Source organism: Streptomyces sp. NPDC001532 (assembly GCF_040298625.1).
Taxonomy (GTDB): domain Bacteria; phylum Actinomycetota; class Actinomycetes; order Streptomycetales; family Streptomycetaceae; genus Streptomyces.
Genome location: NZ_JBEPAL010000001.1, coordinates 506,031 through 531,688, shown reverse-complemented (window position 1 = coordinate 531,688; position 25,658 = coordinate 506,031). Strand labels below are relative to the sequence as shown.

The 25,658-nt window shown below is 72.4% G+C and carries 21 protein-coding genes and 1 tRNA gene; 14 read left to right on the top strand and 8 right to left on the bottom strand.

Annotated elements, in window-relative coordinates:
- The first annotated feature begins 379 nt into the window (after window positions 1-379).
- Together ABT232_RS02425 and ABT232_RS02420 are read left to right on the top strand one after the other, a co-directional pair.
- Window positions 380-1,795: an NAD-dependent malic enzyme gene (locus ABT232_RS02425; RefSeq protein ID WP_351834651.1), complete on the top strand. Its 1,416-nt coding sequence runs from the start codon at window positions 380-382 to the stop codon at window positions 1,793-1,795.
- Between the two features lie 368 nt (window positions 1,796-2,163).
- Window positions 2,164-2,445: an HU family DNA-binding protein gene (locus ABT232_RS02420; RefSeq protein WP_003990598.1), complete on the top strand. Its 282-nt coding sequence runs from the start codon at window positions 2,164-2,166 to the stop codon at window positions 2,443-2,445.
- Between the two features lie 100 nt (window positions 2,446-2,545).
- Here the strand turns inward: ABT232_RS02420 and murA are convergent, their stop codons facing one another.
- Window positions 2,546-3,886, bottom strand: coding sequence for a UDP-N-acetylglucosamine 1-carboxyvinyltransferase (gene murA, locus ABT232_RS02415; protein ID WP_351834648.1), 1,341 nt, complete (start codon window positions 3,884-3,886; stop codon window positions 2,546-2,548).
- 253 nt (window positions 3,887-4,139) lie between these two features.
- On the opposite strand from murA, the gene ABT232_RS02410 reads away from it, so the two are divergent.
- From ABT232_RS02410 to ABT232_RS02380, 7 genes are all read left to right on the top strand, one after another.
- Window positions 4,140-4,712 (top strand): YqgE/AlgH family protein, encoded by a 573-nt coding sequence (locus ABT232_RS02410; RefSeq protein ID WP_351834645.1) that lies wholly within the window; start codon window positions 4,140-4,142, stop codon window positions 4,710-4,712.
- Window positions 4,713-4,742: 30 nt separating this feature from the next.
- Window positions 4,743-5,024: a DUF3039 domain-containing protein gene (locus tag ABT232_RS02405; protein WP_043501286.1), complete on the top strand. Its 282-nt coding sequence runs from the start codon at window positions 4,743-4,745 to the stop codon at window positions 5,022-5,024.
- Window positions 5,025-5,242: 218 nt separating this feature from the next.
- Window positions 5,243-6,865 (top strand): beta-N-acetylhexosaminidase, encoded by a 1,623-nt coding sequence (locus tag ABT232_RS02400; RefSeq protein ID WP_351834642.1) that lies wholly within the window; start codon window positions 5,243-5,245, stop codon window positions 6,863-6,865.
- 238 nt (window positions 6,866-7,103) lie between these two features.
- Window positions 7,104-7,997: an FAD binding domain-containing protein gene (locus tag ABT232_RS02395; RefSeq protein ID WP_351834639.1), complete on the top strand. Its 894-nt coding sequence runs from the start codon at window positions 7,104-7,106 to the stop codon at window positions 7,995-7,997.
- Entirely contained in the window at window positions 7,994-9,610 is a 1,617-nt protein-coding gene (locus ABT232_RS02390; protein WP_351834636.1) for a 2Fe-2S iron-sulfur cluster-binding protein, read from the top strand. Before ABT232_RS02395 ends, ABT232_RS02390 begins: the two co-directional genes overlap by 4 nt.
- Complete coding sequence (locus ABT232_RS02385) at window positions 9,607-11,931, top strand: xanthine dehydrogenase family protein molybdopterin-binding subunit (protein WP_351834633.1); 2,325 nt, start codon at window positions 9,607-9,609, stop codon at window positions 11,929-11,931. The genes ABT232_RS02390 and ABT232_RS02385 overlap by 4 nt, the downstream gene beginning before the upstream one ends.
- A 66-nt stretch (window positions 11,932-11,997) precedes the next feature.
- The gene (locus ABT232_RS02380) at window positions 11,998-12,525 is read left to right on the top strand and encodes an SUKH-4 family immunity protein (protein ID WP_450871771.1); all 528 of its coding nucleotides are present in this window, start codon (window positions 11,998-12,000) and stop codon (window positions 12,523-12,525) included.
- A 79-nt stretch (window positions 12,526-12,604) separates the two neighbouring features.
- Here ABT232_RS02380 and ABT232_RS02375 read toward each other — a convergent pair.
- Window positions 12,605-12,679: transfer RNA gene (locus tag ABT232_RS02375), tRNA-Cys, on the bottom strand.
- 185 nt (window positions 12,680-12,864) lie between these two features.
- On the opposite strand from ABT232_RS02375, the gene ABT232_RS02370 reads away from it, so the two are divergent.
- The 4 genes from ABT232_RS02370 (at window position 12,865) to ABT232_RS02355 (ending at window position 18,127) form a co-directional block, all read left to right on the top strand.
- Complete coding sequence (locus ABT232_RS02370; RefSeq protein ID WP_351834630.1) at window positions 12,865-14,355, top strand: MFS transporter; 1,491 nt, start codon at window positions 12,865-12,867, stop codon at window positions 14,353-14,355.
- Between the two features lie 189 nt (window positions 14,356-14,544).
- The gene (locus tag ABT232_RS02365; protein WP_351834627.1) at window positions 14,545-16,338 is read left to right on the top strand and encodes a DEAD/DEAH box helicase; all 1,794 of its coding nucleotides are present in this window, start codon (window positions 14,545-14,547) and stop codon (window positions 16,336-16,338) included.
- A 303-nt stretch (window positions 16,339-16,641) separates the two neighbouring features.
- Entirely contained in the window at window positions 16,642-17,283 is a 642-nt protein-coding gene (locus ABT232_RS02360) for an IclR family transcriptional regulator (RefSeq protein WP_351834624.1), read from the top strand.
- A gap of 52 nt (window positions 17,284-17,335) precedes the next feature.
- Window positions 17,336-18,127 carry a S16 family serine protease gene (locus tag ABT232_RS02355; protein ID WP_351834621.1) on the top strand — a complete coding sequence of 264 codons (792 nt, stop codon included), beginning with the start codon at window positions 17,336-17,338 and terminating at the stop codon, window positions 18,125-18,127.
- Between the two features lie 39 nt (window positions 18,128-18,166).
- Here ABT232_RS02355 and ABT232_RS02350 read toward each other — a convergent pair whose 3' ends face one another.
- From ABT232_RS02350 to ABT232_RS02330, 5 genes are read right to left on the bottom strand one after another with little or no spacing between them, the layout of a single operon-like run.
- Entirely contained in the window at window positions 18,167-19,135 is a 969-nt protein-coding gene (locus ABT232_RS02350) for a glycine betaine ABC transporter substrate-binding protein (protein ID WP_351834618.1), read from the bottom strand.
- Window positions 19,132-19,929 carry an ABC transporter permease gene (locus tag ABT232_RS02345; protein ID WP_351834817.1) on the bottom strand — a complete coding sequence of 266 codons (798 nt, stop codon included), beginning with the start codon at window positions 19,927-19,929 and terminating at the stop codon, window positions 19,132-19,134. Before ABT232_RS02345 ends, ABT232_RS02350 begins: the two co-directional genes overlap by 4 nt.
- Window positions 19,930-19,982: 53 nt before the next feature.
- Window positions 19,983-21,221, bottom strand: a complete 1,239-nt coding sequence (locus tag ABT232_RS02340) for a betaine/proline/choline family ABC transporter ATP-binding protein (protein ID WP_351834615.1) — start codon at window positions 21,219-21,221, stop codon at window positions 19,983-19,985.
- A complete protein-coding gene (locus ABT232_RS02335; protein WP_351834612.1) occupies window positions 21,214-21,861 on the bottom strand; it encodes an ABC transporter permease in 648 nt (215 codons plus the stop codon). Before ABT232_RS02335 ends, ABT232_RS02340 begins: the two co-directional genes overlap by 8 nt.
- A 17-nt stretch (window positions 21,862-21,878) precedes the next feature.
- Window positions 21,879-22,361 (bottom strand): Lrp/AsnC family transcriptional regulator, encoded by a 483-nt coding sequence (locus tag ABT232_RS02330; RefSeq protein WP_351834609.1) that lies wholly within the window; start codon window positions 22,359-22,361, stop codon window positions 21,879-21,881.
- 124 nt (window positions 22,362-22,485) lie between these two features.
- On the opposite strand from ABT232_RS02330, the gene hppD reads away from it, so the two are divergent.
- Complete coding sequence (hppD, locus tag ABT232_RS02325; RefSeq protein ID WP_351834606.1) at window positions 22,486-23,631, top strand: 4-hydroxyphenylpyruvate dioxygenase; 1,146 nt, start codon at window positions 22,486-22,488, stop codon at window positions 23,629-23,631.
- A gap of 43 nt (window positions 23,632-23,674) precedes the next feature.
- Here the strand turns inward: hppD and ABT232_RS02320 are convergent, their stop codons facing one another.
- Window positions 23,675-25,072 carry a tetratricopeptide repeat protein gene (locus tag ABT232_RS02320; protein WP_351834815.1) on the bottom strand — a complete coding sequence of 466 codons (1,398 nt, stop codon included), beginning with the start codon at window positions 25,070-25,072 and terminating at the stop codon, window positions 23,675-23,677.
- Window positions 25,073-25,658 lie beyond the last annotated feature (586 nt).

Here is a 25,658-nt window from a genome sequence, read left to right as displayed (position 1 = left end):
CCGCGGGGATCTTTTTCCGGGAGAGGAATGGTCGTCCGGGATCGTTTGTTAGCCTGGGTGTGGCACCGGCTCGATCCAAGCCCCCGGGCCCAACCTTCGTCGCTACGAGCGACCACTTGCCGCGAGGCGAGCATGGCGGGTCGGTGTCATGAACGTGAGGGAGACCCACGTCACTCCGTGTGACGTGGGTCTCTTTCTTTGCCCGGACACTTCTCGTATGGTGGAAGTGATTTTCCGAAAGGCGGTCCCCGCGTCGCCCCGAAGTGGCCGGAGCGCGAACAAAACGTTCGCAATCCAGGGCGGCTACCACGTACTCGGTGGTAGGTGCGACGATCGGACGGCACAACTTCGCGACACGGTGAAAGCAGAGGAAGTCGGCATGGCAACGGCGCCCAGCGTCTCCTACTCGATGACCATCCGGCTGGAGGTGCCCGCGAGCGGAACCGCCGTCTCGCAGCTCACCACCGCCGTGGAGTCCTCCGGAGGCTCGGTGACCGGCCTCGACGTCACCGCGTCCGGCCACGAGAAGCTCCGTATCGACGTCACCATCGCGGCCACGTCGACCGCGCACGCCGACCAGATCGTGGAGCAGCTGCGCGGCATCGAGGGCGTCACGCTGGGCAAGGTCTCGGACCGTACCTTCCTGATGCACCTCGGCGGCAAGATCGAGATGGCGTCGAAGCACCCCATCCGCAACCGTGACGACCTCTCCATGGTCTACACGCCCGGTGTGGCCCGCGTCTGCATGGCCATCGCCGAGAACCCCGAGGACGCCCGCCGCCTCACCATCAAGCGCAACTCCGTTGCGGTCGTGACGGACGGCTCGGCCGTGCTCGGCCTCGGCAACATCGGCCCCAAGGCCGCGCTGCCCGTGATGGAGGGCAAGGCGGCCCTGTTCAAGCGGTTCGCCGGCATCGACGCCTGGCCGATCTGCCTGGACACCCAGGACACCGACGCGATCGTCGAGATCGTCAAGGCGATCGCTCCCGGCTTCGCGGGCATCAACCTGGAGGACATCTCCGCGCCCCGCTGCTTCGAGATCGAGGCCCGGCTGCGCGAGGCCCTGGACATCCCCGTCTTCCACGACGACCAGCACGGCACCGCGATCGTCGTGCTCGCCGCCCTCACCAACGCGCTGCGCGTGGTGAACAAGGGAGTCGGCGACGTCCGCGTCGTCATGTCCGGCGCCGGCGCGGCCGGTACGGCCATCCTCAAGCTGCTGATCGCCGCCGGCGTCAAGCACGCCGTCGTCGCCGACATCCACGGCGTGGTGCACGCCGGCCGCGAGGACCTGGTCGACGCCGCCCCCGACTCCGCGCTGCGCTGGATCGCCGACAACACCAACCCCGAGGGCATCACCGGCACCCTGAAGGAGGCGGTGCGCGGCGCCGACGTCTTCATCGGCGTCTCCGCCCCCAACGTCCTCGACGGCGACGACGTGGCCGCCATGGCCGACGACGCGATCGTGTTCGCGCTCGCGAACCCCGACCCCGAGGTCGACCCGGCAATCGCCCGCCAGACGGCCGCAGTTGTGGCCACCGGCCGCTCCGACTTCCCGAACCAGATCAACAACGTGCTGGTCTTCCCGGGCGTCTTCCGCGGTCTGCTGGACGCCCAGTCCCGCACCGTGAACACCGAGATGATGCTCGCGGCCGCGAAGGCCCTCGCGGACGTCGTCACCGAGGACGAGCTCAACCCGAACTACATCGTGCCCAGCGTCTTCAACGACAAGGTCGCGGGTGCCGTCGCCGGTGCGGTGCGCGAGGCCGCGAAGGCGGCCGGCGCCACCGTCTGACCCCCTGGCCGGGCTGTGCCGCGGCTGTGAGGATCGCCACGATGCGCCGTCACCACGGCGCGTCGCGGAACCGCACGGCCCCGGCAGCCCTCTAGGGTGAGCGGGCCGTCGGCCGCCCTCCGGGTGGACGGCCGGTCAGTGGCGCTCATCGTGTGACTCCCAAGGGTGTTCTCACGACTCCAACGGGTGCCGGATTGGCTTTCCCGCCGCAGGTAGGGGCAGGATGCGTCCCTGGGCGCGAGCGTCTGACGACGGACCCGGGTCCGGGACCCGTCCGAGGGCCCTGGCAGCATCGGCTTCGCTGTGCCCGATATGCGGCTCCGCCGCGTGGCACGCCCCAACAGCAAGAAGAACACGGGAGTAACAACATGAACCGCAGTGAGCTGGTGGCCGCGCTGGCCGACCGCGCCGAGGTGACCCGCAAGGACGCCGACGCCGTCCTGGCCGCGTTCGCCGACGTCGTCGGCGACATCGTCTCCAAGGGCGACGAGAAGGTCACCATCCCCGGCTTCCTGACCTTCGAGCGCACCCACCGTGCCGCTCGCACCGCGCGCAACCCGCAGACCGGCGAGCCGATCCAGATCCCGGCCGGCTACAGCGTGAAGGTCTCCGCGGGCTCCAAGCTCAAGGAAGCCGCGAAGGGCAAGTAAGCCCCCCCGCGCCCCGTCAGGGGCGTCGCGACAAACGCCGATGGGGCGGTCACCCGGACTCCGGGTGACCGCCCCATCGGCGTACGCGTGACCGGGAGGGTCAGCCGAGCGGCTTGCCCGGCAGCTCGACCTTGGCGCCGAGCTCCATGAGCTTCTCCATGAAGTTCTCGTAGCCCCGGTTGATCAGCTCGATGCCGTGCACCCGCGACGTGCCCTGCGCCGCCAGCGCCGCGATGAGGTACGAGAAGCCGCCCCGCAGGTCCGGGATGACCAGGTCGGCGCCCTGCAGCCGGGTCGGGCCGGAGACGACCGCGGAGTGCAGGAAGTTGCGCTGGCCGAAGCGGCAGTCCGAGCCGCCCAGGCACTCGCGGTACAGCTGGATGTGCGCGCCCATCTGGTTCAGCGCGGAGGTGAAGCCGAGGCGGGACTCGTAGACCGTCTCGTGGATGATCGACAGGCCCGTGGCCTGGGTCAGGGCGACCACCAGCGGCTGCTGCCAGTCGGTCTGGAAGCCGGGGTGCACGTCCGTCTCCAGGGCGATGGACTTCAGCTGCCCGCCCGGGTGCCAGAAGCGGATGCCCTCGTCGTCGATCTCGAAGGCGCCGCCCACCTTGCGGTAGGTGTTCAGGAACGTCATCATCGAGCGCTGCTGGGCGCCGCGGACGTAGATGTTCCCCTCGGTCGCCAGCGCGGCGGACGCCCAGGAGGCGGCCTCCAGGCGGTCCGGGAGCGCGCGGTGGGTGTAGCCGCCCAGCTTGTCCACACCGGTGATGCGGATCGTGCGGTCGGTGTCCATCGCGATGATGGCGCCCATCTTCTGAAGGACGCAGATCAGGTCCTCGATCTCCGGCTCGACGGCCGCGTTCGAGAGCTCGGTGACACCCTCCGCGAGGACCGCCGTCAGCAGCACCTGCTCGGTGGCGCCGACGGACGGGTACGGCAGCCGGATCTTGGTGCCGCGCAGCCGCTGCGGGGCCTCCAGGTACTGGCCGTCCGCCCGCTTCTCGATCGTCGCGCCGAACTGCCGCAGCACGTCGAAGTGGAAGTCGATGGGCCGGCCGCCGATGTCGCAGCCGCCGAGGCCCGGGATGAAGGCGTGGCCGAGACGGTGCAGCAGCGGGCCGCAGAACAGGATCGGGATGCGGCTGGAACCCGCGTGGGCATCGATGTCGGCCACGTTGGCGCTCTCGACGTGCGTCGGGTCGAGCAGCAGCTCGCCCGGCTCCTCGCCCGGACGGACCGTCACCCCGTGCAGCTGGAGCAGCCCGCGGACGACCCGCACGTCGCGGATGTCCGGCACGTTGCGCAGCCGGCTCGGAGCGCTGCCCAGCAGCGCGGCCACCATGGCCTTGGGCACGAGGTTCTTCGCGCCGCGGACACGGATCTCGCCCTCCAGCGGGGTTCCGCCGTGGACAAGCAGGACATCGTCGTTGACGGTCATGAATCTCGCGTTCCGTTGGAATGGGGGGCAGGGCCGGAGAGACAGAGTAATCGCCGTGCACCCCCCTCCAGTAAGCCCGAGTGCCACCCAGCCACGTCATAGCTGTGTCACAACACGAACCGTTCCCTATCGGGCACATGGGGTCACGGTCGCGCCGGTGCGCGCGGGGTGCGCCGGTGCGCCCCGGCCGGCGGTCACCCCGGCATCCGGATTGCCTCCCCACGCCGGGGGAAGATGCGGGATCATGTCTGGCATGACCGAGGTGTCCTCGCTCACGGGGCGGCTGCTCGTGGCAACGCCCGCCCTGGCGGACCCGAACTTCGACCGTGCGGTGGTGCTCCTTCTCGACCACGACGAGGAGGGCTCCCTCGGTGTCGTCCTCAACCGTCCGACGCCGGTGGGCGTGGGCGACATCCTGGAGGACTGGGCGGACCTGGCCGGTGAGCCCGGCGTAGTTTTCCAGGGCGGCCCGGTGTCACTGGACTCGGCCCTCGGGGTCGCCGTCGTCCCCGGCGGAGCGTCCGGCGAGGCCGCGCCGCTGGGCTGGCGCCGGGTGCACGGGGCGATCGGTCTGGTCGACCTGGAGGCACCGCCACAACTGCTGGCCTCCGCCCTCGGCTCGCTGCGCATCTTCGCCGGGTACGCCGGCTGGGGACCCGGCCAGCTGGAGGACGAGCTGGTCGACGGCGCCTGGTACGTCGTCGAGTCCGAACCCGGGGACGTCTCGTCCCCGGCCCCCGAGCGGCTGTGGCGCGAGGTGCTGCGCCGCCAGCGCAACGAGCTGGCGATGGTGGCGACGTATCCGGACGACCCTTCGCTCAACTGATCCGTGCGCCCTTCAGTACGCTTGGGTCCTATGAGCACTCTCGAGCCCGAGCGCGGGACTGGTACGGGGACCCTCGTCGAACCGACGCCGCAGGTGTCCCACGGCGACGGCGATCACGAGCGCTTCGCCCACTACGTCCAGAAGGACAAGATCATGGCGAGCGCCCTCGACGGCACGCCCGTCGTGGCGCTGTGCGGCAAGGTCTGGGTGCCGGGCCGTGACCCGAAGAAGTACCCCGTGTGTCCCATGTGCAAGGAGATCTACGAATCCATGGGTGCCGGCGGCGACGACAAGGGCAAGGGCGACAAGTAGTCCGAGCGGTCGAGCGGTCCCGGAAGCGGTTCGAACTCCGCGAGGCCTCCGAGTGCGCTGTGGCGCGCCCGGGGGCCTTTCGTGTGGCATGAACGAAGTGGTTCAGACCTCTTGTCGTCCTGTTCCCGGACTCCCTAACCTTCAGGGTGTTGTGCACAACGAAACGCGCATTGCGTATGTTGCAACGCCTGCCTGGAGCGGGGCGGTGAAGGGCTGACATGACCGATCTGATTCCGGCGCCCCGCAGTGTCGTCGCCGGCTCCGGCGAGCTGCGGCTGACGGCGCACTCGCGGTTCTACGCCGACCCCGCGACCGAACGGGTCGGCCACTGGCTCCAGTCCGTCCTCCGGCAGGCCACCGGCCTGCCGCTGTGCGAGGGGCGGGAGCCGGCCGAGGCCGAGGGCGGCATCGGCCTCCGTGTCGACCCCGCCCTGGGCCCCGAGGAGTACCGCCTCGTCAGCGACCGAGGCGGCGTCCTCGTCGAGGGCGGCGGCCCGGCCGGTGTCTTCTGGGGAGCCCAGACGCTGCGGCAGCTCCTCGGTCCCGACGCCTACCGCAGGGCCCCGCTCGACCGCGACCGCGCCTGGGTCGTGCCGCACGTCACCGTCGAGGACGGCCCGCGCTTCCGCTGGCGCGGCCTCATGCTGGACGTCGCCCGGCACTTCATGCCGAAGGAAGGCGTCCTGCGCTACCTGGACCTCATGGCGGCGCACAAACTGAACGTCCTGCACTTCCACCTGACGGACGATCAGGGCTGGCGGATCGAGATCCTGAAGTACCCGCGGCTGACCGAGGTCGGCTCCTGGCGGGCGCGGACGAGATTCGGTCACCGGGCCTCGCCGCTGTGGGACGAGAGGCCGCACGGCGGCTACTACACCCAGGACGACATCCGTGAGATCGTCGCCTACGCCGCCGAACGGCACATCACCGTCGTCCCGGAGATCGACGTACCCGGCCACTCGCAGGCCGCCATCGCCGCGTATCCGGAACTCGGGAACACCGACGTCGTCGACACCACCGCCCTCATGGTCTGGGACGACTGGGGCATCTCCGCCAACGTGCTCGCCCCCACCGACCACACCCTGCGCTTCTACGAAGACGTCTTCGAGGAGGTGCTGGAGCTGTTCCCCTCGGAGTTCGTCCATGTCGGCGGTGACGAGTGCCTCAAGGAGCAGTGGAAGCACTCGCCCGCGGCGCAGGCGCGCATCGCGGAACTCGGGCTGTCCGGCGAGGACGCCCTCCAGTCGTGGTTCATCGGCCACTTCGACCGGTGGCTGACCGCGCGCGGGCGCCGGCTCATCGGCTGGGACGAGATCCTGGAGGGCGGCCTCGCGCCGGGTGCGGCGGTGTCGTCCTGGCGCGGCTACGCGGGCGGGGTGACGGCCGCCCGCGCGGGCCACGACGTGGTCATGTGCCCCGAGCAGCAGGTCTACCTCGACCACCGGCAGGACGCCGGCGCGGACGAGCCGGTCCCCATCGGCTACGTCCGCACTCTGGAGGACGTCTTCCGGTTCGAGCCGGTGGCGCCGGAGTTGACGCCCGAGCAGGCCCGGCACGTGCTGGGTACGCAGGCCAACGTGTGGACCGAGGTGATGGAGGACCAGGCGCGCGTGGACTACCAGGTCTTCCCGAGGCTCGCCGCCTTCGCCGAGGTCGCCTGGAGCGCCCTGCCCGCCCCGGACCGGCGGGACTTCGCCGGCTTCGAGCGGCGGATGGACACGCACCGCCGGCGGCTCGACGTCCTGGGGGTGGCGTACCGCCCGCCCACCGGACCGCGGCCGTGGCAGCGGCGGCCGGGAGTGCTCGGGCGGCCGATCGACGGCCCGCCGCCCGCGCGGTGAGCGACGGCTCGGGCCCGAGGAACCGCCCGTAGTTCACCGGAGAGTGGCAATCCCGGCGAAGCGGTGATGTGCGGCCAAAACGGACCATCTCCCCGATGAGGTGGGCGAATGCCTCCTAGCGGACCCCCGCGTTCGTGCCCCGCGAAGATGTGCCAGAGTTGCCACGTCCACCCTGTCAGCACGTACCGTACGGCAGCACAGGCGGGACCAGGTGGGGCAGCGGGAAGGGGCAGCCGGTTTGACCACGCACGCACCGCAGGCGGCGCAGGCCGTCACCCTGCCCGCCACATTGGACGAGGCCGTGGCGGCGCTCACCGCGATGCCTGCCGCGGTACCGGTGGCGGGCGGCACCGATCTCATGACCGCCGTCAACTCGGGTCAGCTCAGGCCCGCCGGACTGGTGGGCCTCGGCCGGATCAGCGAGATCCGCGGCTGGCAGTACCAGGACGGCCACGCCCTGCTCGGCGCGGGCCTCACCCACGCCCGCATGGGCCGCCCCGACTTCGCCGCGCTCATCCCCGCGCTCGCCGCGTCGGCGCGCGCCGCCGGCCCGCCGCACATCCGCAACGCCGGCACCCTCGGCGGCAACATCGTCACCGCGGCCCCCACCGGCGACGCGCTGCCGGTGCTGGCCGCCCTGGAGGCGACGCTGATCATCGCGGGCCCGGGCGGCGCCCGCCGCGAGATGCCGGTGTCGCACCTGCTGGCCGGCATGGAGATGCTGCGCGGCGGCGAACTCATCGGCTTCGTGCGGGTGCCGCTGCTGCACGCCCCGCAGGTGTTCCTGAAGGCCACCGGCCGCACCGGTCCCGGACGCGCCGTCGCCTCCGTCGCCCTGGTCCTCGACCCCGCGCGGCGCGGCGTCCGGTGCGCCGTGGGCGCCATAGCGCCGATGCCGCTGCGGCCCCTGGAGGCCGAGCAGTGGGTCGCCCAGCTCATCGACTGGGACAACGACCGCGCGATCGTCCCGGAGGCGCTGCACGCCTTCGGCGAGTACGTCGCCGCGGCCTGCATCCCGGACCCGGTCCCGGCCGAGGACGGCTCGGTGGCCGCGCTTCCGCCCGCCGTACTGCACCTGCGGCGCACCGTCGCCGCACTGGCCCGACGAGCACTGGGGAGGGCGCTGTCGTGACCGACGACCAGCACGGAGAGGGCACGCCCCAGGGCGCGGGCCGCTGGGACCCGCTGCCCCAGGGCGACTACGACGACGGCGCCACCGCCTTCGTGAAACTCCCCGAGGGCGGCATCGACGCCCTCCTGGCCTCCTCCGACAGTCCGCTCGCCGCGCCCGGCCACGGCTACGTGCCCCCGCCCATCACGGTCACCCCGGCCACCACCGCGGGCACCGACCCGGCGGCCACCGGCAGCTGGGCGATGCCCGCCGACGGCGTGCGGTGGCCCGACCCGAACGCGGTGCCGCGGCAGGACACCGGGCACGACCGGTTCACGTACGACCCCGGCTCGACCGGACAGTGGGCGTTCGAGGAGACCGCCGAGGCGCCGCCGGCCCCCGGCCACGACGTCACCGGCCAGTGGTCGATCCCCGTCGCGGGCGGTGACCTCCCCGACGAGTCCGGCGAGTTCACCACGTCCGCGCTGGTCGAGCAGTGGGGTGCCACCCCGCCCGCGACCCTGCCCGGCGGCGCGGCCGCGCCCTGGGCGACGGAGGGCGCCGGACAGGCCTGGGGGCAGCAGGCGACCGCCGAGGACGGCACCGCCGCGGCGAGCACGGCGCCGGAGATCGGCGTGCCCGCCTACCGGGAGCGCCCGACCGCGCCCGCCTCCTCGCCCGGACAGCCGGCCGGGGAGGGCGCCGAGGGCACCGTGGAGGCCGTGGAAGGCGCCTTCGAGGCCGCCGAGGCCGTGGCGGGCACCGAGGGGCCGGGACAGGTCCCGACGGCCGCCGAGAGCCACCCGGAAGGCCTCACCGACGACTCCGGCGAGCCCCACCGGCCCGCGGTCGCCGGGCCGGTGGGCGAACCCGCGCCGCAGACCGACCCCACGGCCGCCGAGGCCGTCCCCGACGCACCCGGGACCACCGAGGCCACCGGGACCACCGGGGACACCGCGACCACGGGGGACACCGAGGAGCCGCCTCCCGGCCCCGCTCTTCCGGGTGAAGAGCACCCCCTCGCCTCCTACGTCCTGCGCGTCAACGGCAGCGACCGCCCGGTCACCGACGCGTGGATCGGCGAGTCGCTGCTGTACGTGCTGCGCGAACGCCTCGGCCTCGCCGGCGCCAAGGACGGCTGCTCGCAGGGCGAGTGCGGGGCCTGCAACGTCCAGGTCGACGGACGGCTCGTCGCCTCCTGCCTGGTGCCCGCCGTGACCGCCGCCGGCAGCGAGGTCCGCACCGTCGAGGGCCTGGCCGTCGACGGGCAGCCCTCCGACGTGCAGCGCGCGCTCGCCCGGTGCGGCGCGGTGCAGTGCGGCTTCTGCGTGCCCGGCATGGCGATGACCGTGCACGACCTGCTGGAGGGCAATCCGGCCCCCACCGAGCTGGAGACCCGGCAGGCGCTGTGCGGCAACCTGTGCCGCTGCTCCGGCTACCGGGCCGTGGTCGAGGCCGTCCAGGAGGTCGTCGCCGAACGCGACGCGCACCTGGCGCCCGACCCGGCCGGACACGACACCGACGAGGCCCGCATCCCGCACCAGGCGGGGCCGGGCGCCGGAGGCGTCAACCCGTCGGCGTTCGCACCACGTGACCCCTCGTACGGACAGGGACAGGACGGAGGCCAGGCGTGAGCAACGAAGCCGCCACCGCGACCACCGCGACCGCGGCCCCAGCCGCGGAGGCCGGCCCCGGCCCGGAGCCGATCCCGCACGGCCTCGGCTCCTCGCTGCCCGCCGCCGACGCCCGCGCCAAGACGGAGGGCACCTTCCCCTACGCGGCCGACCTGTGGGCCGAGGGACTGCTGTGGGCGGCCGTGCTGCGCGCGCCGCACGCCCACGCGCGGATCGCCTCCATCGACACCACGCACGCCCGCGCGATGCCGGGCGTGCGGGCCGTCGTCACCCACGAGGACGTCCCCGGCAGCCCGCTGCACGGCCGCGGCACGGCCGACCGGCCGGTCTTCGCCTCCGAGGTGGTCCGCCACCACGGCGAGCCCATCGCCGCCGTCGCCGCCGACCACCCGGACACCGCGCGGATGGCCGCCGCGGCCGTCATCGTCGAGTACGAGGTGCTCGAGCCGGTGACCGACCCCGAGCAGGCCTTCGAGGCCGAGCCGCTGCATCCCGACGGCAACCTGATCCGGCACATCCCGCTGCGCCACGGCGACCCCGAGGCGGCCGGCGAGATCGTCGTCGAGGGCCTGTACCGCATCGGCCGCCAGGACCCGGCCCCCATCGGCGCCGAGGCCGGGCTCGCCGTGCCCCGCCCGGACGGCGGCGTGGAGCTGTACGTGGCCTCCACCGACCCGCACACCGACCGCGACACCGCCGCCGCCGCCTTCGGGCTGGAGCCCGAGCGGGTCAAGGTCGTCGTCACCGGAGTGCCCGGCGCCACCGCCGACCGCGAGGACCAGGGCTTCCAGCTGCCGCTCGGCCTGCTGGCGCTGAAGACCGGCTGCCCGGTGAAGCTGACGGCCACGCGCGAGGAGTCCTTCCTGGGCCACGCCCACCGCCACCCCACCCTGCTGCGCTACCGCCACCACGCGGACGCCGAGGGCCGGCTGGTCAAGGTCGAGGCGCAGATCCTGCTGGACGCGGGCGCGTACGCCGACACCTCGGCGGACGCGCTGGCCGCCGCCGTCGCCTTCGCCTGCGGCCCCTACGTCGTCCCCAACGCCTTCATCGAGGGCTGGGCCGTCCGCACCAACAACCCGCCCTCCGGCCATGTGCGCGGCGAGGGCGCGATGCAGGTGTGCGCCGCGTACGAGGCGCAGATGGACAAGCTGGCCAAGAGACTCGGCGTCGAACCGGCCGAGCTGCGGCTGCGCAACGTCATGGCGACCGGCGACCTCCTGCCGACCGGCCAGACGGTCACCTGCCCGGCGCCGGTCGCCGAACTCCTCCAGGCGGTACGGGACTTCCCGCTGCCCGCGCTGCCCAAGGACACCCCCGAGGACGAGTGGCTGCTGCCCGGCGGCCCCGAGGGCGCGGGCGAACCGGGCGCGGTGCGCCGCGGCGTGGGCTACGGCCTCGGCATGGTGCACATGCTCGGCGCGGAGGGCGCCGACGAGGTCTCCACGGCCACGGTGAAGGTGCAGGACGGAGTGGCGACCGTGCTGTGCGCGGCCGTCGAGACCGGCCAGGGCTTCACCACGCTCGCCCGGCAGATCGTCCAGGAGATCCTGGGCGTCGACGAGGTCCACGTGGCGCCGGTGGACACCGACCAGCCCCCCGCGGGGGCGGGCTGCCGGGGCCGGCACACCTGGGTGTCCGGCGGGGCCGTCGAGCGCGCCGCCAAGATGGTCCGCACCCAGCTGCTCCAGCCGCTGGCCCACAAGTTCGGGATGTCCACCGAGCTGCTCCAGATCGCCGACGGCAAGATCACCTCCTACGACGGGGTGCTGTCCACCACGGTCGGCGAGGCCCTGGAGGGCAAGGAGCTGTGGGCGACCGCTCAGTGCCGGCCGCACCCCACCGAGCCGCTGGACGCCGCCGGACAGGGCGACGCCTTCGTGGGCATGGCCTTCTGCGCGATCCGCGCGGTGGTCGACGTCGACATCGAGCTGGGTTCCGTCCGGGTGGTGGAGCTGGCGGTCGCGCAGGACGTCGGCCGGGTGCTGAACCCCGCCCAGCTGGCGGCCCGGATCGAGGCCGGCGTCACCCAGGGCGTCGGCATCGCCCTCACCGAGAACCTGCGCGCCCCGCGCGGGGTGATACGGCACCCGGACCTCACCGGTTACGCGCTGCCGACGGCCCTGGACGCGCCGGACATCCGGATCGTCAAGCTCGTCGAGGAGCGGGACGTGGTGGCGCCGTTCGGCGCGAAGGCGGTCAGCGCGGTGCCGGTGGTGGCCTCGCCGGCGGCGATCGCGTCGGCGGTGCGGGCGGCCACGGGGCGTCCCGTGAACCGGCTGCCGATCCGGCCGCAGGCGGCGGTGGTGACCGCTCAGTAGGCGCCGAGTGACCGGTGTCCGGGCTGGTCAGGGTGATTGTCAGTGGCGCCGCGTAGTGTTTGTCCCATGAGCACGACCGGCGCCGTCGTCACGGCGATCAGCACCCCGGCCACCGCATCGGGCCTGGCCCTCGACCTGTCCCCGCGCCTGCTCGACGAGGAGTTCGGGCGCGGCCGGGTGGCCCGCTTCGAGGACGTCGACTTCCCCGCGACGCTCACCCATGAACCGACCCGCCGCTTCCTGAGCGAGACCGGACTGCCCGCGGACGAGGCGCTGTTCTCCCTGGACACCGACCTGCCGCTGCCGACGCTCACCGAGTTCTACACCGACGAGGAGTACGCGGGCGACTTCCCGCTCGACCATCTCCCGCACACCGCCGACCAGTTGATACGCCTCGGCCGCCTGCGGGGCGACGCGGGCCTGGTCGTCGACGGCGCCACCGGCGAGATCCTGCGCTGGACCGAACCCCAGGCCCGCCTGGACCCCCTGAACCGGGACGTCTCGGAACTGGTCCTCGCCCTCTGCCTGTTGCGCGCCAAGAGCGACGAGGTGACGACCGGCCTGGAGACGGCGGCGGGAATCGCGCCGAGGTGACTCGCGGTCACCTACGGCAAGGGGGCGGCACCCCCGACGGGATGCCGCCCGCGCACCGCGCCGGGACGCGCGGTGCGTATGGAGGCCGTGGCGGGATTCGAACCCACGTAACTCGCTTTGCAGGCGAGCCCCTGAACCACTCGGGCACACGGCCGACGTGATGCCTTGACGGTATGGCCGGGGCGGAGCGGGGCTCAAGAGGATCGGGAGGGCTGCAACGGGACTGCCATACGGCGTTCACAAAACGCGGGACGCCGGCTGGTCGTACGACCAAGGGCTGAGGAGATCACCGTCTCCCGACAGGGGTCAACAAGGTGCTTGCCCCTTACTCTGACCTGCATGGCCGCCCTGGAACCCCGCGACGCCGCTGTCGCCGACGCCGAAGTGATCCCACCGCTCCCCGAACCCGTCGAGAGCGGCGGGGTGCTGAGCCGGTCCTACCGCGCGCTCAGCGTCGGCATCGTCTCCGTCGTTCTGCTGATCGCCTTCGAGGCGACGGCCGTGGGGACCGCGATGCCGGTCGCGGCGCGGGAGCTGGACGGGGTGTCGCTGTACGCGTTCGCGTTCTCCGGGTATTTCACGACGAGCCTGTTCGCGATGGTGCTGTCCGGGCAGTGGTCCGACCGGCGCGGCCCGCTGGGGCCGCTGACCTGCGGTATAGCCGCCTTCGCGGCGGGGCTGCTGCTGTCCGGGACGGCCGGGGCGATGTGGCTGTTCATCCTCGGCCGGGCGGTGCAGGGCCTCGGCGGCGGACTGGTGATCGTCGCGCTGTACGTGATCGTCGGCCGGGCCTACCCGGAGCGGCTGCGGCCCGCGATCATGGCCGCGTTCGCCGCGAGCTGGGTCGTCCCCTCGGTCGTCGGCCCGCTGGCCGCCGGCGCGGTGACCGAGCAGCTGGGCTGGCGCTGGGTGTTCGTCGGCATCCCGGTCCTCGTCGTGTTCCCGCTGGCGCTGGCACTGCCGCAGATCCGCCGCCGGGCGTCCGGAGCGGTCGGCGCGGACGGCGAGGCGGGCGAGGCGGCGGACGGCGGGTCCGGCGGCACGGGCTCCTTCGGCGGCCGTCGCATCCGCCTCGCGCTCGGCCTCTCCCTGGGCGCCGGACTCCTCCAGTACGCCGCCCAGGACCTGCGCTGGATCTCCCTGCTGCCCGGCGCGGCCGGTGCCGCCCTGCTGGTCCCGACGGCCCTCGGGCTGCTGCCGCGCGGCACCTTCCGGGCGGCGCGCGGACTGCCGTCCGTGGTGCTGCTGCGCGGTGTCGCGGCGGGCTCGTTCATCGCGGCGGAGTCCTTCGTCCCGCTGATGCTGGTCACCCAGCGGGGGCTGTCGCCGACGCTCGCCGGGTTCTCGCTGGCGGCTGGCGGCGGGACCTGGGCGCTGGGCTCCTGGGTGCAGTCGCGGCCTCGGCTGGAGCGGTACCGGGAGCGGCTGACGACGGCGGGCATGGTGCTGGTGGCGGCCGCCATCGCGACCGCGCCGAGCGTGCTGATCGACGCGGTGCCGGTGTGGACGGTGGCGGTGGCCTGGGGCTTCGGCTGCTTCGGCATGGGCCTGGTGATCTCCTCCACCAGCGTGCTGCTGCTCCAGCTCTCCGCCCCGCGGGAGGCCGGCAGCAACTCCGCCGCCCTCCAGATCTCCGACGGCCTGTCCAATGTGATCCTCCTCGCGGCCGGCGGCGCGGCCTTCGCGGCGCTCGGCGGCGGCACGGTCGCGCACGCCGCGTCCGGCTCCGCGGACGCCTCCCATCCGGTGGCCTTCGCGGCCGTCTTCCTGCCCATGGCGGCGGTGGCGCTGGCGGGCGCGTGGGTGACGACCCGGCTGCGAAACCGCTGAGTCACCGAGGGTGTTGTGACGTCAGTCCCACCCTCGGGCGACCCGGTGTCGTTCGCGCGTTGACGGTGCCGGGGCGCCGGTAGGGTGGCCCGGTTGTCCTACGTAGCCGAGCGCCCCGCCCGTCGCCCGCCGCCATCTTCGAGCGACGCGCCGCGCGCGGCCCCCTGGATTCGACCCCGTACGGAGACCGTGACTACCACCGCCGCTTCCTCCTCCCACCACCTCTCGCCCGCCTTCCCCGGCCGTGCCCCGTGGGGAACCGCCAGCAAGCTGCGTGCCTGGCAGCAGGGGGCGATGGAGAAGTACGTCCAGGAGCAGCCGCGAGACTTCCTGGCGGTCGCCACCCCCGGCGCCGGCAAGACCACCTTCGCGCTGACGCTGGCGTCCTGGCTGCTGCACCACCACGTCGTGCAGCAGGTGACCGTGGTCGCGCCCACCGAGCATCTGAAGAAGCAGTGGGCCGAGGCCGCCGCCCGGATAGGGATCAAGCTGGACCCCGAGTACAGCGCGGGACCGCTGGGCCGTGAGTACCACGGCGTCGCGGTCACCTACGCCGGTGTCGGCGTCCGGCCGATGCTGCACCGCAACCGGGTCGAGCAGCGCAAGACCCTCGTCATCCTCGACGAGATCCACCACGCCGGTGACTCCAAGTCGTGGGGCGAGGCCTGCCTGGAGGCGTTCGAGCCGGCCACCCGGCGGCTCGCGCTGACCGGTACGCCGTTCCGCTCGGACACCAACCCCATCCCCTTCGTCACCTACGAGGAGGGACAGGACGGCATCCGGCGTTCGGCCGCCGACTACACCTACGGCTACGGCTCCGCGCTCGCCGACAACGTCGTCCGCCCGGTGATCTTCCTTTCCTACAGCGGCAACATGCGCTGGCGGACCAAGGCCGGTGACGAGATCGAGGCCCGGCTCGGCGAGCCGATGACCAAGGACGCCATCAGCCAGGCCTGGCGCACCGCCCTCGATCCGCGCGGCGACTGGATGCCCGCGGTGCTGCGCGCCGCCGACCAGCGGCTGACCGAGGTGAGGAAGGCGATCCCGGACGCGGGCGCCCTCGTCATCGCCTCCGACCAGGACTCGGCCCGCGCCTACGCCAAGCTCATCCGGGACATCACCGGCCACAAGGCGACGCTGGTGCTCTCCGACGACGCCGGGGCCTCCGACCGGATCGACGAGTTCAGCGGCAGCACCGACCGCTGGATGGTCGCCGTACGCATGGTGTCCGAGGGCGTCGACGTGCCGCGTCTCGCGGTCGGGGTGTACGCGACGACGATCTCCACACCGCTGTTCTTCGCGCAGGCCGTCGGGCGCTTCGTGCGGTCCAGGCGGCGCGGCGAGACCGCGTCGGTGTTCCTGCCGACCGTGCCCGACCTGCTGACCTTCGCCAACGAGATGGAGCGCGAGCGGGACCACGTCCTCGACAAGCCGAAGAAGGACGGCGAGGAGGACCCGTACGCCGAGGAGGACAAGCTCCTGGCGGAGGCGGAGAAGCAGCAGGACGAGGACACCGGCGAACAGGACATGCTGCCCTTCGAGGCGCTGGAGTCCGACGCGGTGTTCGACCGGGTCATGTACAACGGCGCCGAGTTCGGTATGCAGGCCCACCCCGGCAGCGAGGAGGAGCAGGACTACCTCGGCATTCCGGGCCTCCTGGAGCCGGAGCAGGTCCAGCTGCTGCTCCAGAAGCGGCAGGCGCGGCAGATCGCGCACAGCAAGAAGAAGCCGGACGCCGAGGCGGACCTGCTGGAACTGCCCGCCGAGCGGCGGCCGGTGGTCTCCCACAAGGAGATGATGGAGCTGCGGCGGCAGCTGAACACGATGGTCGGCGCGTACGTCCACCAGAGCGGCAAGCCGCACGGGGTCATCCACACCGAGCTGCGCCGGGTGTGCGGCGGGCCGCCGGCCGCGGAGGCCACGGCCGGCCAGCTGCGGCAGCGGATCGCCAAGGTGCAGGAGTGGGCCACGCGGATGCGGTAGCCGCCCGAGGCGTGAGACGCGGCGGCGCGCGCCGTACGTAACAGGACAAATCGCGGCAGGTCATATCGGTCACTGCCCGGATTCTGGACGATGCCTTCCGCTCAGCGGACTGGCTTCGCTACTGTCCCGCTACGCACACGCCCCGTGGCAGCGCCGCCGCGGAGCGCAGCCGTGAAGCGACGCGGCCCGGCACAGGCCGGGCCGCCGGCCGATCGGCGGCCTCTGAAGCGCGTCGCTGACGGGACTCGGCGACGCATCCGACGCGAGGGGGCTGCCGACCTCACCACTTAAGGAGTGGGCGTCGTGACCGCGGAGACCTCTCAGACGCTCGACCGGGGACTGCGTGTCCTCAAGCTGCTGGCCGACACGGACCACGGGCTGACCGTCACCGAGCTTTCCACCAAACTGGGCGTGAACCGGACCGTGGTGTACCGGTTGCTCGCCACGTTGGAACAGCACGCACTGGTACGTCGTGACCTCGGCGGACGTGCCCGGGTCGGGCTCGGTGTGCTCGGCCTGGGCCGCCAGGTGCATCCGCTGGTCCGCGAGGCGGCGCTGCCGGCGCTGCGGTCGCTGGCGGAGGACATAGGGGCCACCGCGCATCTGACACTGGTGGACGGGGCCGAGGCGCTCGCCGTCGCCGTGGTGGAGCCGACGTGGACGGACTACCACGTGGCCTACCGGGCCGGGTTCCGGCATCCGCTGGACCGCGGAGCCGCCGGCAAGGCGATCCTCTCCGCCCGGCAGCGGCCCTCGGCGGAGCCCGGCTACACGCTGACGCACGGCGAGCTGGAGGCCGGGGCGAGCGGGGCCGCCGCGCCGCTGCTGGGCGTGACCGGGGTCGAGGGCAGCGTCGGCGTGGTGATGCTGGCGGACGCCGTGCCGGAGCGGGTCGGGACCCGGGTGATGGAGGCGGCGCGGGAGGTCGCGGAAGCGCTGCGGTGAGCTGCGGCCGCCCACCGGCCGCACCCCGCTTCGCTCACGTTAGATTGACCCCGTGCTCTCACGTCTCTCGCGTCCCCAAGCCCTCGGTGTCTGTGCGGTGCCCGTGGTGGCGCTGGTCGCCACGGCGGTGTTCGCGCCGCTGCCCTTCGCGGTGGCGCAGCCGGGGCTGACCGCGAACGTGCTGGGGGAGGACAAGGGGACGCCGGTGATCACCGTCTCGGGCGCCCCGACCAGGGACACCAGCGGCGAGCTGCGGATGACGACCATCGAGGCGACCAGCCCGGACACCGCGGTGTCGCTCGCGGAGGTGGTCGACGGCTGGTTCAGCACCGACCAGGCCGTGATGCCCCGCGACTCCGTCTACCCGAGCGGTGACAGCGTCAAGGAGATCGAGGAGTACAACACGGAGCAGATGCGGCAGTCGCAGGACGCGGCGACCGAGGCCGCGCTGAACTACCTCGGCCGCTCCGACGAGGGCATCGAGGTGCGGCTGGAACTCGCCGACGTCGGCGGCCCCAGCGCCGGCCTGCTGTTCTCGCTCGGCATCGTGGACAAGCTGCGCGGCGACGGCAGCGGCGGCGACCTCACCGGCGGCCGCACCGTCGCCGGTACGGGCACGATCACGCCCGACGGCAAGGTCGGCGCGGTCGGCGGGGTGGCCCTGAAGACGCAGGCCGCCCGGCGGGACGGCGCGACCGTCTTCCTGGTGCCCGAGGCGGAGTGCTCGGAGGCCGAGGCGGAGCTGCCGAAGGGCCTGCGGCTGATCCCGGTGAGCACGCTCAAGGGCGCCGTGCGGTCCCTCGAGGCGCTGGAGTCCGGCAAGGGGTCCGTCCCCAGCTGCTGACCGTTCCCGGTTGCCGGCCGTCCCCGATCGCTCAGCGTGTCAGCCCTCCCGCACGAACCCCTCGTCCACCAGCCAGTCCAGCGCCACCTGGTGCGGGTCCTCGCCGTCCACGTCGACCTTGGCGTTCAGCTCCTGCGCCACGTAGTTGTCCAGCTTCTTCGTGATCGGGTCGAGGATGCCCGTGATCGCCGGCCACTCCTTCAGCGTGTCCGTGTTGATCACCGGCGCCGCGTTGTAGTTGGGGAAGAACTTCCTGTCGTCCTCCATCACCACCAGGTTCATGGACTTCACCCGCCCGTCCGTGGTGAAGACCTCGCCGTAGGTGCAGCTGCCCTTCGCCGCCTGGGTGTAGATGATGCCGGTGTCCATCTGCGTGACCCGGCCCGGCGGGATGTCCATCCCGTACGCCTTCTCCATCCCCGGCAGCCCGTCCGCCCGGTTGGCGAACTCGCCCTCCACGCACAGCGTCACGGCACCGGGGTCCTTCTCCGCCAGCTCGGCGACGTCCGAGAGCGTCTTCGTGCCGTACTTCTCGAAGTTCGCCTGGTTCATCGCCAGCGCGTAGGTGTTGTTCAGGGAGGACGGCGCGAGCCAGGTCAGGCCGTTCTTCCGGTCGGCCTCGGCCACCGCCTCCCACTGCTGCCGCGGGTCCGGGATGGGCTCGCTGTTGCCCAGGTACGTGATCCAGGCGGTGCCGGTGTACTCGTACACGGCGTCCGCGTCGCCGTTCTTGACGGCCTCGCGCGAGCCGATGGACCCCTGGATGCCGGTGCGGTCGAGGACTTCCGCGCCGGCCGCCTGGAACGCGATCCCCATGATCGCGCCGAGGATCAGCTGCTCGGTGAACTCCTTCGACGTCACGGTCAGCTTCGCGCCCTCGAGCGGTTCGCCCTGCCCGACGGAGCCCGGCCGCACATCGTCGACCATCGGCGAGCCGCTGGTCAGCCCGCACCCGGAGGCCGCCGTCAGCAGTCCGCCGGCCAGCAGCAGACACATCCGCCGTCTCATGTCCCCACCTCCAGCCCCCGCGGCCGCAGCACCACTTCCGCCAGCGAGGCCAGCCAGTCGATCAGCAGGGCGAGGGAGACGGTGAGGATGGCGCCCAGGCACAGCACCGGCATGCGCTGGCTGGTGATGCCGGTGGTGATCAGCACGCCCAGCCCGCCGCCGCCCCCGAAGGTCGCGAGCGTCGCCGTGCCCACGTTCAGCACCAGCGCCGTCCGCACGCCCGCCAGGATCAGCGGCACCGCCAGCGGCAGTTCCACCTTGGTGAGCACACCCGTCGAGGACATGCCGATACCGCGCGCCGCCTCCAGCAGGGTCGGGTCGTTCGCCTTGAGGCCGGCGATGGTGTTGGCCAGCACCGGCAGGATGGCGTAGATGATGATGCCGATCAGGGCCGCCCGGCGGCCGATGCCGAGCCAGATCACCAGCAGCGCCAGCAGGCCGATCGCCGGGGTCGCCTGACCGATGTTGGCCAGCGCCATCGCCACCGGGGTGGCCTTGCGGAACGGTTTCCTGGTCAGCAGGATGCCCAGCGGGATGGCGATGATCAGCACGAAGAAGGTGGAGATCACCGTCAGCTGGATGTGCTGCCACAGCGCCTTGGACACCTGCCCGCCGGACAGCGCGTTCTCCGAGATGGTGTCGAGGTCGGCCTGTGCGAACCAGAGCCAGGTCGCCAGCAGCAGCGCCACCACGAAGGCGGGCAGGAAGACCAGCTTCCGCCAGCCGACCCGGCGGCGCGCGGGACGGCGCGGCGCGGGGGCCTGATCCGGCTCGCCGTCGTCCTGGTGGAGCAGGTCGTCGGCCTCCCGTCCGGTCTCGGGGCGGTCGCCGCGCCGCGAATCGGTGGTCACGCCTTCGCCTCCCCGCCGAAGCCCTCCTGCTCCGCGTGGGTGCGCTCGGCCCGCGCCTCCTCCAGTTCGTGCTGGGCCTCCATCGCCTCCAGCCGGTCGGCCTCCAGCAGCTCGTGCACGGAGTTCATCAGCGTCTCCATGTCGACGACGCCGGTGTACTCGCCGCGCCGCCCGGTCACCACCACCCGCCCCGCGTTGTCGGTGAGCACCGCCTCCAGCGCGTCGCGCAGGGTGGCGTCACGGGTCACCGTGTCGCTCACCAGGGTGCCCGCGCGGGCCAGCGACCCCTTGGCCCGCATCAGGTCGCCGCGCCGCAGCCACTTGTAGGGGCGGCCCCGCTTGTCCAGCATCAGGATCTCGTTCGTACCGCTGGAGCGGAGCCGGCCGAAGATGCCCTGGAGCGGGTCGTCGACGGTCACCGTCGGATAGTCGGTGATCTCCACATCGCGTACGCGGGTCAGGTTGAGCCGCTTCAGCGCGGCGCCCGCGCCGACGAAACCGGAGACGAAGTCGTCCGCCGGGTTGGTGAGGATCGCCTCCGGGGTGTCGAACTGGGCGATGTGCGACCGCTCCCGCAGGACCGCGATCCGGTCGCCCAGCTTGATCGCCTCGTCGAAGTCGTGGGTGACGAACACGATCGTCTTGTGCAGCTCGTGCTGGAGCCGGATCAGCTCGTCCTGGAGGTGGTCCCGGGTGATCGGGTCCACCGCGCCGAACGGCTCGTCCATCAGCAGCACCGGCGGATCGGCGGCCAGCGCCCGCGCCACGCCCACCCGCTGCTGCTGGCCGCCGGAGAGCTGGCGCGGATAGCGGCCGTGGAACTCGCCGGGGTCCAGGCCCACCAGGTCGAGCAGCTCGTCCACCCGCGAGCGGATCCGGGACTTGGACCAGCCGATCATCTTCGGTACGAGACCGATGTTCTGCGCGACCGTCATGTGCGGGAAGAGACCGGCCGACTGGATGGCGTACCCGACCTTGCGGCGCAGCTTCACCGGGTCGATGTCGGTGACGTCCTCGCCGTTGATGCGGATCCGGCCGCCGGACGGCTCGATCAGCCGGTTGATCATCTTCAGCGTGGTGGACTTGCCGCAGCCGGACGGGCCGACGAAGATCACCGTCTCGCCGGCGCCGATCTCCATGGTGACGTTGTCCACCGACGGCTCGGGATTGCCCGGATACCGCTTGGTCAGGTTCTCCAGCTCGATGGTGGCACCACTGGCGCTGGTCTCAGGCACGGATCCCCCTGGGGATGGTCAGCCGTCCGAGGAGGACGTAGGCGGCGTCGAAGAGCAGGGCCAGCACGATGATCCCGAGGGTGCCCGCCAGCACCTGGTTCAGCGCGTTCTTGCTGCCCAGGGAGGCCAGCCCGCGGAAGATCTCGTTGCCGAGGCCGGGCCCGGAGGCGTACGCCGCGATGGCCGCGATGCCCATCAGCATCTGCGTCGAGACCCGGATGCCGGTCAGGATCGGCGGCCAGGCCAGCGGCAGCTCCACCCGCACCAGCTGCGTCAGCCGGGACATCCCGATGCCCCGCGCGGCGTCCACCAGCGAGGGGTCCACGCCCCGCAGGCCGACGATCGAGTTCCGCACGATCGGCAGCAGCCCGTACAGGGTCAGCGCGATCACCGTCGGGGCCACGCCCAGGCCGACGATCGGGATCAGCAGACCGATCATGGCCAGCGAGGGAATGGTCAGGATGGTGGAGGTCACGGTCGTGGACAGATTGCCCGCCCAGGCGCTGCGGTAGGTGGCCACCCCGATCAGCACACCGATGACGGTCGCCACCACCATGCACTGGAAGACGGCGCTGGCGTGCTGCCCGGCGTCGGTGAGCAACTGCTGATGGCGACTGCCCAGGTACTCCCAGAAGTTCACACCGCCTCACCCCACGACTAGGACGTCCGCTCCGGATCCTCCGCCGCCTGCTCCACCAGCGGGATGATCCGCAGCGGAACGGGGTTCTCCATGACGATCGCGGTGGAGGCCCGGACAATGCCATCAAAACCGACAACGCGGTCGATCACCCGCTGAAGATCGGCATTGGAGCGGGCCACCAGCCGGCACAGCATGTCGTTGGCGCCGGTCGTGGTGTGCAGCTCCAGCACCTCCGGCACGGTCGCCAAGTGGGCCCGCACATCCGCTCCTTGCCCCTGCCGGATCTGCAGCGTGGCGAAGGCCGTCACCGGATATCCGAGGGCGGCCGGGTCCACCTGCGGACCGAATCCGCGGATGACTCCGTTCGACTGAAGGCGGTCCAGCCGCGCCTGCACCGTGCCGCGCGCCACACCCAGCCGCCGGGACATCTCCAGCACCCCGATCCGCGGCTCCCGCGCCAGCAGCACGATGATCCGGCCGTCCAGACGATCGATCGCCATCCGACCCCTCCTGCGGTGAGCATCCTGTACAGAAAGTCCGCCGAAGCGGCCGTACGGCTGAGCAGATTGCCCAGCGAATACGCAAACTATTGCGCACCTTGCAGAGCGGGGCCAGGCTTCGGCTATGACGCAGACCACACACCACACTCCCGACACCGCCCGGCAGGCCGACCCCTTCCCGGTCAAGGGGATGGACGCGGTCGTGTTCGCCGTGGGCAACGCCAAGCAGGCGGCGCACTACTACTCCACCGCCTTCGGCATGCGGCTGGTCGCGTACTCCGGACCGGAGAACGGCAGCCGTGAGACCGCCTCGTACGTGCTGGAGAACGGCTCGGCACGGTTCGTCCTCACCTCCGTCATCAAGCCCGCCACCACCTGGGGCCACTTCCTCGCCCAGCACGTGGCCGAGCACGGCGACGGCGTCGTCGACCTCGCCATCGAGGTGCCGGACGCCCGCGCCGCCTACGCCTACGCCATCGAGCACGGCGCCCGCTCGGTGGCCGAGCCGTACGAGCTGAAGGACGAGCACGGCACGGTCGTCCTCGCGGCCATCGCCACCTACGGCGAGACCCGGCACACCCTCGTCGAGCGCACCGGCTACGACGGCCCCTACCTGCCCGGCTACACCGCCGCGAGCCCCCTGGTCGAGCCGCCCGCCCAGCGCACCTTCCAGGCCGTCGACCACTGCGTCGGCAACGTCGAACTCGGCCGGATGAACGAGTGGGTCGGCTTCTACAACAAGGTCATGGGCTTCACGAACATGAAGGAGTTCGTGGGCGACGACATCGCGACCGAGTACAGCGCGCTGATGTCGAAGGTCGTGGCCGATGGGACGCTGAAGGTCAAGTTCCCGATCAACGAGCCCGCGATCGCCAAGAAGAAGTCGCAGATCGACGAGTACCTGGAGTTCTACGGCGGCGCCGGTGTCCAGCACATCGCGCTGAACACCAACGACATCGTGGCGACCGTCCGCACCATGCGCGCGGCCGGGGTGCAGTTCCTCGACACCCCGGACTCGTACTACGACACCCTCGGCGAGTGGGTCGGCGACACCCGCGTCCCCGTGGAGACCCTGCGCGAACTGAAGATCCTCGCCGACCGCGACGAGGACGGCTATCTGCTGCAGATCTTCACCAAGCCGGTCCAGGACCGCCCGACCGTCTTCTTCGAACTCATCGAGCGGCACGGCTCCATGGGCTTCGGCAAGGGCAACTTCAAGGCCCTCTTCGAGGCGATCGAGCGCGAACAGGCCAAGCGCGGCAACCTGTAGCGACGACGCGCGGCACCGAACGCCTCCGGGGCGCGACGAGCGGTCAGCCCGCCGCCCCGGAGGACTTCGCGTCGCCCGTCGGCGGCTTCACCAGCGGCGGCTCGCCCAGCTCCTGGAGAGCCGTCTGCGCCGTCCGCGCACCCAGCGGCGAGAAGAACGGGTTGATGCGCAGCGCCTCCCGCAGATGCCGCCGGGCCGGACCGGTCATGTTCAGCTTCTTCTCGATCATCCCCCGGTGGAACGCGTACAGCGCGCTGCGCACACCGCCCCCCTTCTCCGCGTCCATCGTCCGCTCCGCCAGCTTCAGCGCCTCCTTGTGCTCCCCGGCCCGGTGCAGCGCCCAGCCGAGCGCGTCGGTGACGGCGATCGACGGCTGACGGCGCCACTCCGCGCGCAGCAGCCGCACCGCGGCCCGCGCGTCGCCGTGATCCGCCTCGAACCGGCCCAGCACCAGCTGCTCGTCCGCACCGCCCGCGGCCGCCGCCCGCACCCGCTCCCGCAGCAGGTCGTACTGCACCCGCGCCGGCTGCGCGAGGTCCAGCGACTCGTACAACTCGCCCAGCTCCAGCGCGTACACCGGCGCCGGCTGCTTGGCCAGCGCCGCCCGGTACGCGCTCAGCGCCTCCGACACCCGGCCCAGCGCCGCCAGCGCCTTGCCCTGGCCGGCCTGCGCGGCCCGCTGGTCCGGATCGGTCCGCAGCGCCTCCTGGAAGTGCAGCAGCGCGCCCTCGCGGTCCCCGCGCTCCCACGCCAGCTGCCCGGCCCGCTCCAGCCAGGCGGCCCGCTCGGCGGGCGTCTCCGCGGCCGCCGCCGCGTCCGACAGCGCCGCCGCGGCGTCCTCGCGCCAGCCCTGGTCCCAGTACACGGCCGCCGCGCGCGCCATCACGGCCGGCCCGGTACGCAGCTTCTGCAACCGGTCCAGGGTCCGCCGCGTCGCCTTGTGATCACCGAGGCCGGTGTACGCCTCGATCAGCTGCGGATACGTCGTCCACCGCTTGGCGTCCGCCGCCAGCGCGGCCTCGCCCCACTTCCGCGCCGCCGGGAAGTCCCGCCGCGCGTTCGCCAGCGCCGCGAGACCGTCCAGCGCCTCCGCGTTGCCCTTCGGCCGCACCTTCAGCGAGGTGCGCAACGCCTGCTCCGCCTTCGGGTAGTACCCCGCGTCCGCGGTCCGCCGGCCCTGCTCCACGTACGCGGCACCCAGCACCGCCCACGACGGGGCGTCCAGCGGGTGCTTGCGCAGATGCGCCTCCCGGTCCCCGATCAGCACCGCCAGTTCGTCCAGCGCGGCGGGCGTCCCCTCGACCACCGCCTCCCGCGCCTTCTCGGGCCCCGCGGCCGGCACCGCCGCGCCCGGCCGCTCCGGCGCGCGCCACACCAGCACGCCACCGAGCACCAGACACCCGACCAGCGAGGCTCCCGCCACGCCCTTGAGCACGCGCAGCCACGGCGACGGCCCGTCCTGGGCGGCGGCGGGGCGGGGGATCGCGGCGGTCCGAGGTTCCGGAGCCCCACCGTCCGCGACGACCAAGGTGCTGCGAACGGCACCCACCGGCTCACCGGTGCCCTGCCAGGTCCCGGCGCCGCGATCGCCGTCGTCGTCCGCCTCGGCTCCGTCCCGGCCCAGACCCTCGGCGCTGTCACCGTCCGTCGCCTGCGCGGGACTCGGCCCACCGCGCGACGTCCCGACAGCCGGAACCGGGGCCTGGTCGTCCTCGGCCCCCAGGGTGCTCCCGGCGCCCGAGACGTTCTTCGGGCGGCCACCGCCTCGCCCGCGTCCGGCGCTCGCGGCGCGGCTGCGCCTGGCAGTGCCCTTGAGGGCTTCCGCGCCCACGGCGTTCTCCGGGCCCACGGCGTTCTCCGGGCTTACGGCGTTCGGGTCGTGCCCGGTGTCCGGCGTGCTCTCGGGGCGGTCATCACCGGCGCGCTCCGGGTCCTCGGTCTTCGCGGTGCTCTGGGTCTTCGCGGTGCTCTCGGTCTTCGGTGTGCTCTTGGCCTTCGGCGTGGTCTCGGTCCTGGGCGTGCCCTCG

What these genes read in the sequence shown, in the direction of transcription:
- ABT232_RS02425 (WP_351834651.1), top strand. Translation starts at nt 380, where the DNA reads ATGGCAACGGCGCCCAGCGTCTCCTACTCGATGACCATCCGGCTGGAG.
- ABT232_RS02420 (WP_003990598.1), top strand. Translation starts at nt 2,164, where the DNA reads ATGAACCGCAGTGAGCTGGTGGCCGCGCTGGCCGACCGCGCCGAGGTG.
- murA (WP_351834648.1), bottom strand. Translation starts at nt 3,886, where the DNA reads ATGACCGTCAACGACGATGTCCTGCTTGTCCACGGCGGAACCCCGCTG.
- ABT232_RS02410 (WP_351834645.1), top strand. Translation starts at nt 4,140, where the DNA reads ATGACCGAGGTGTCCTCGCTCACGGGGCGGCTGCTCGTGGCAACGCCC.
- ABT232_RS02405 (WP_043501286.1), top strand. Translation starts at nt 4,743, where the DNA reads ATGAGCACTCTCGAGCCCGAGCGCGGGACTGGTACGGGGACCCTCGTC.
- ABT232_RS02400 (WP_351834642.1), top strand. Translation starts at nt 5,243, where the DNA reads ATGACCGATCTGATTCCGGCGCCCCGCAGTGTCGTCGCCGGCTCCGGC.
- ABT232_RS02380 (WP_450871771.1), top strand. Translation starts at nt 11,998, where the DNA reads ATGAGCACGACCGGCGCCGTCGTCACGGCGATCAGCACCCCGGCCACC.
- ABT232_RS02370 (WP_351834630.1), top strand. Translation starts at nt 12,865, where the DNA reads ATGGCCGCCCTGGAACCCCGCGACGCCGCTGTCGCCGACGCCGAAGTG.
- ABT232_RS02350 (WP_351834618.1), bottom strand. Translation starts at nt 19,135, where the DNA reads ATGAGACGGCGGATGTGTCTGCTGCTGGCCGGCGGACTGCTGACGGCG.
- ABT232_RS02330 (WP_351834609.1), bottom strand. Translation starts at nt 22,361, where the DNA reads ATGGCGATCGATCGTCTGGACGGCCGGATCATCGTGCTGCTGGCGCGG.
- hppD (WP_351834606.1), top strand. Translation starts at nt 22,486, where the DNA reads ATGACGCAGACCACACACCACACTCCCGACACCGCCCGGCAGGCCGAC.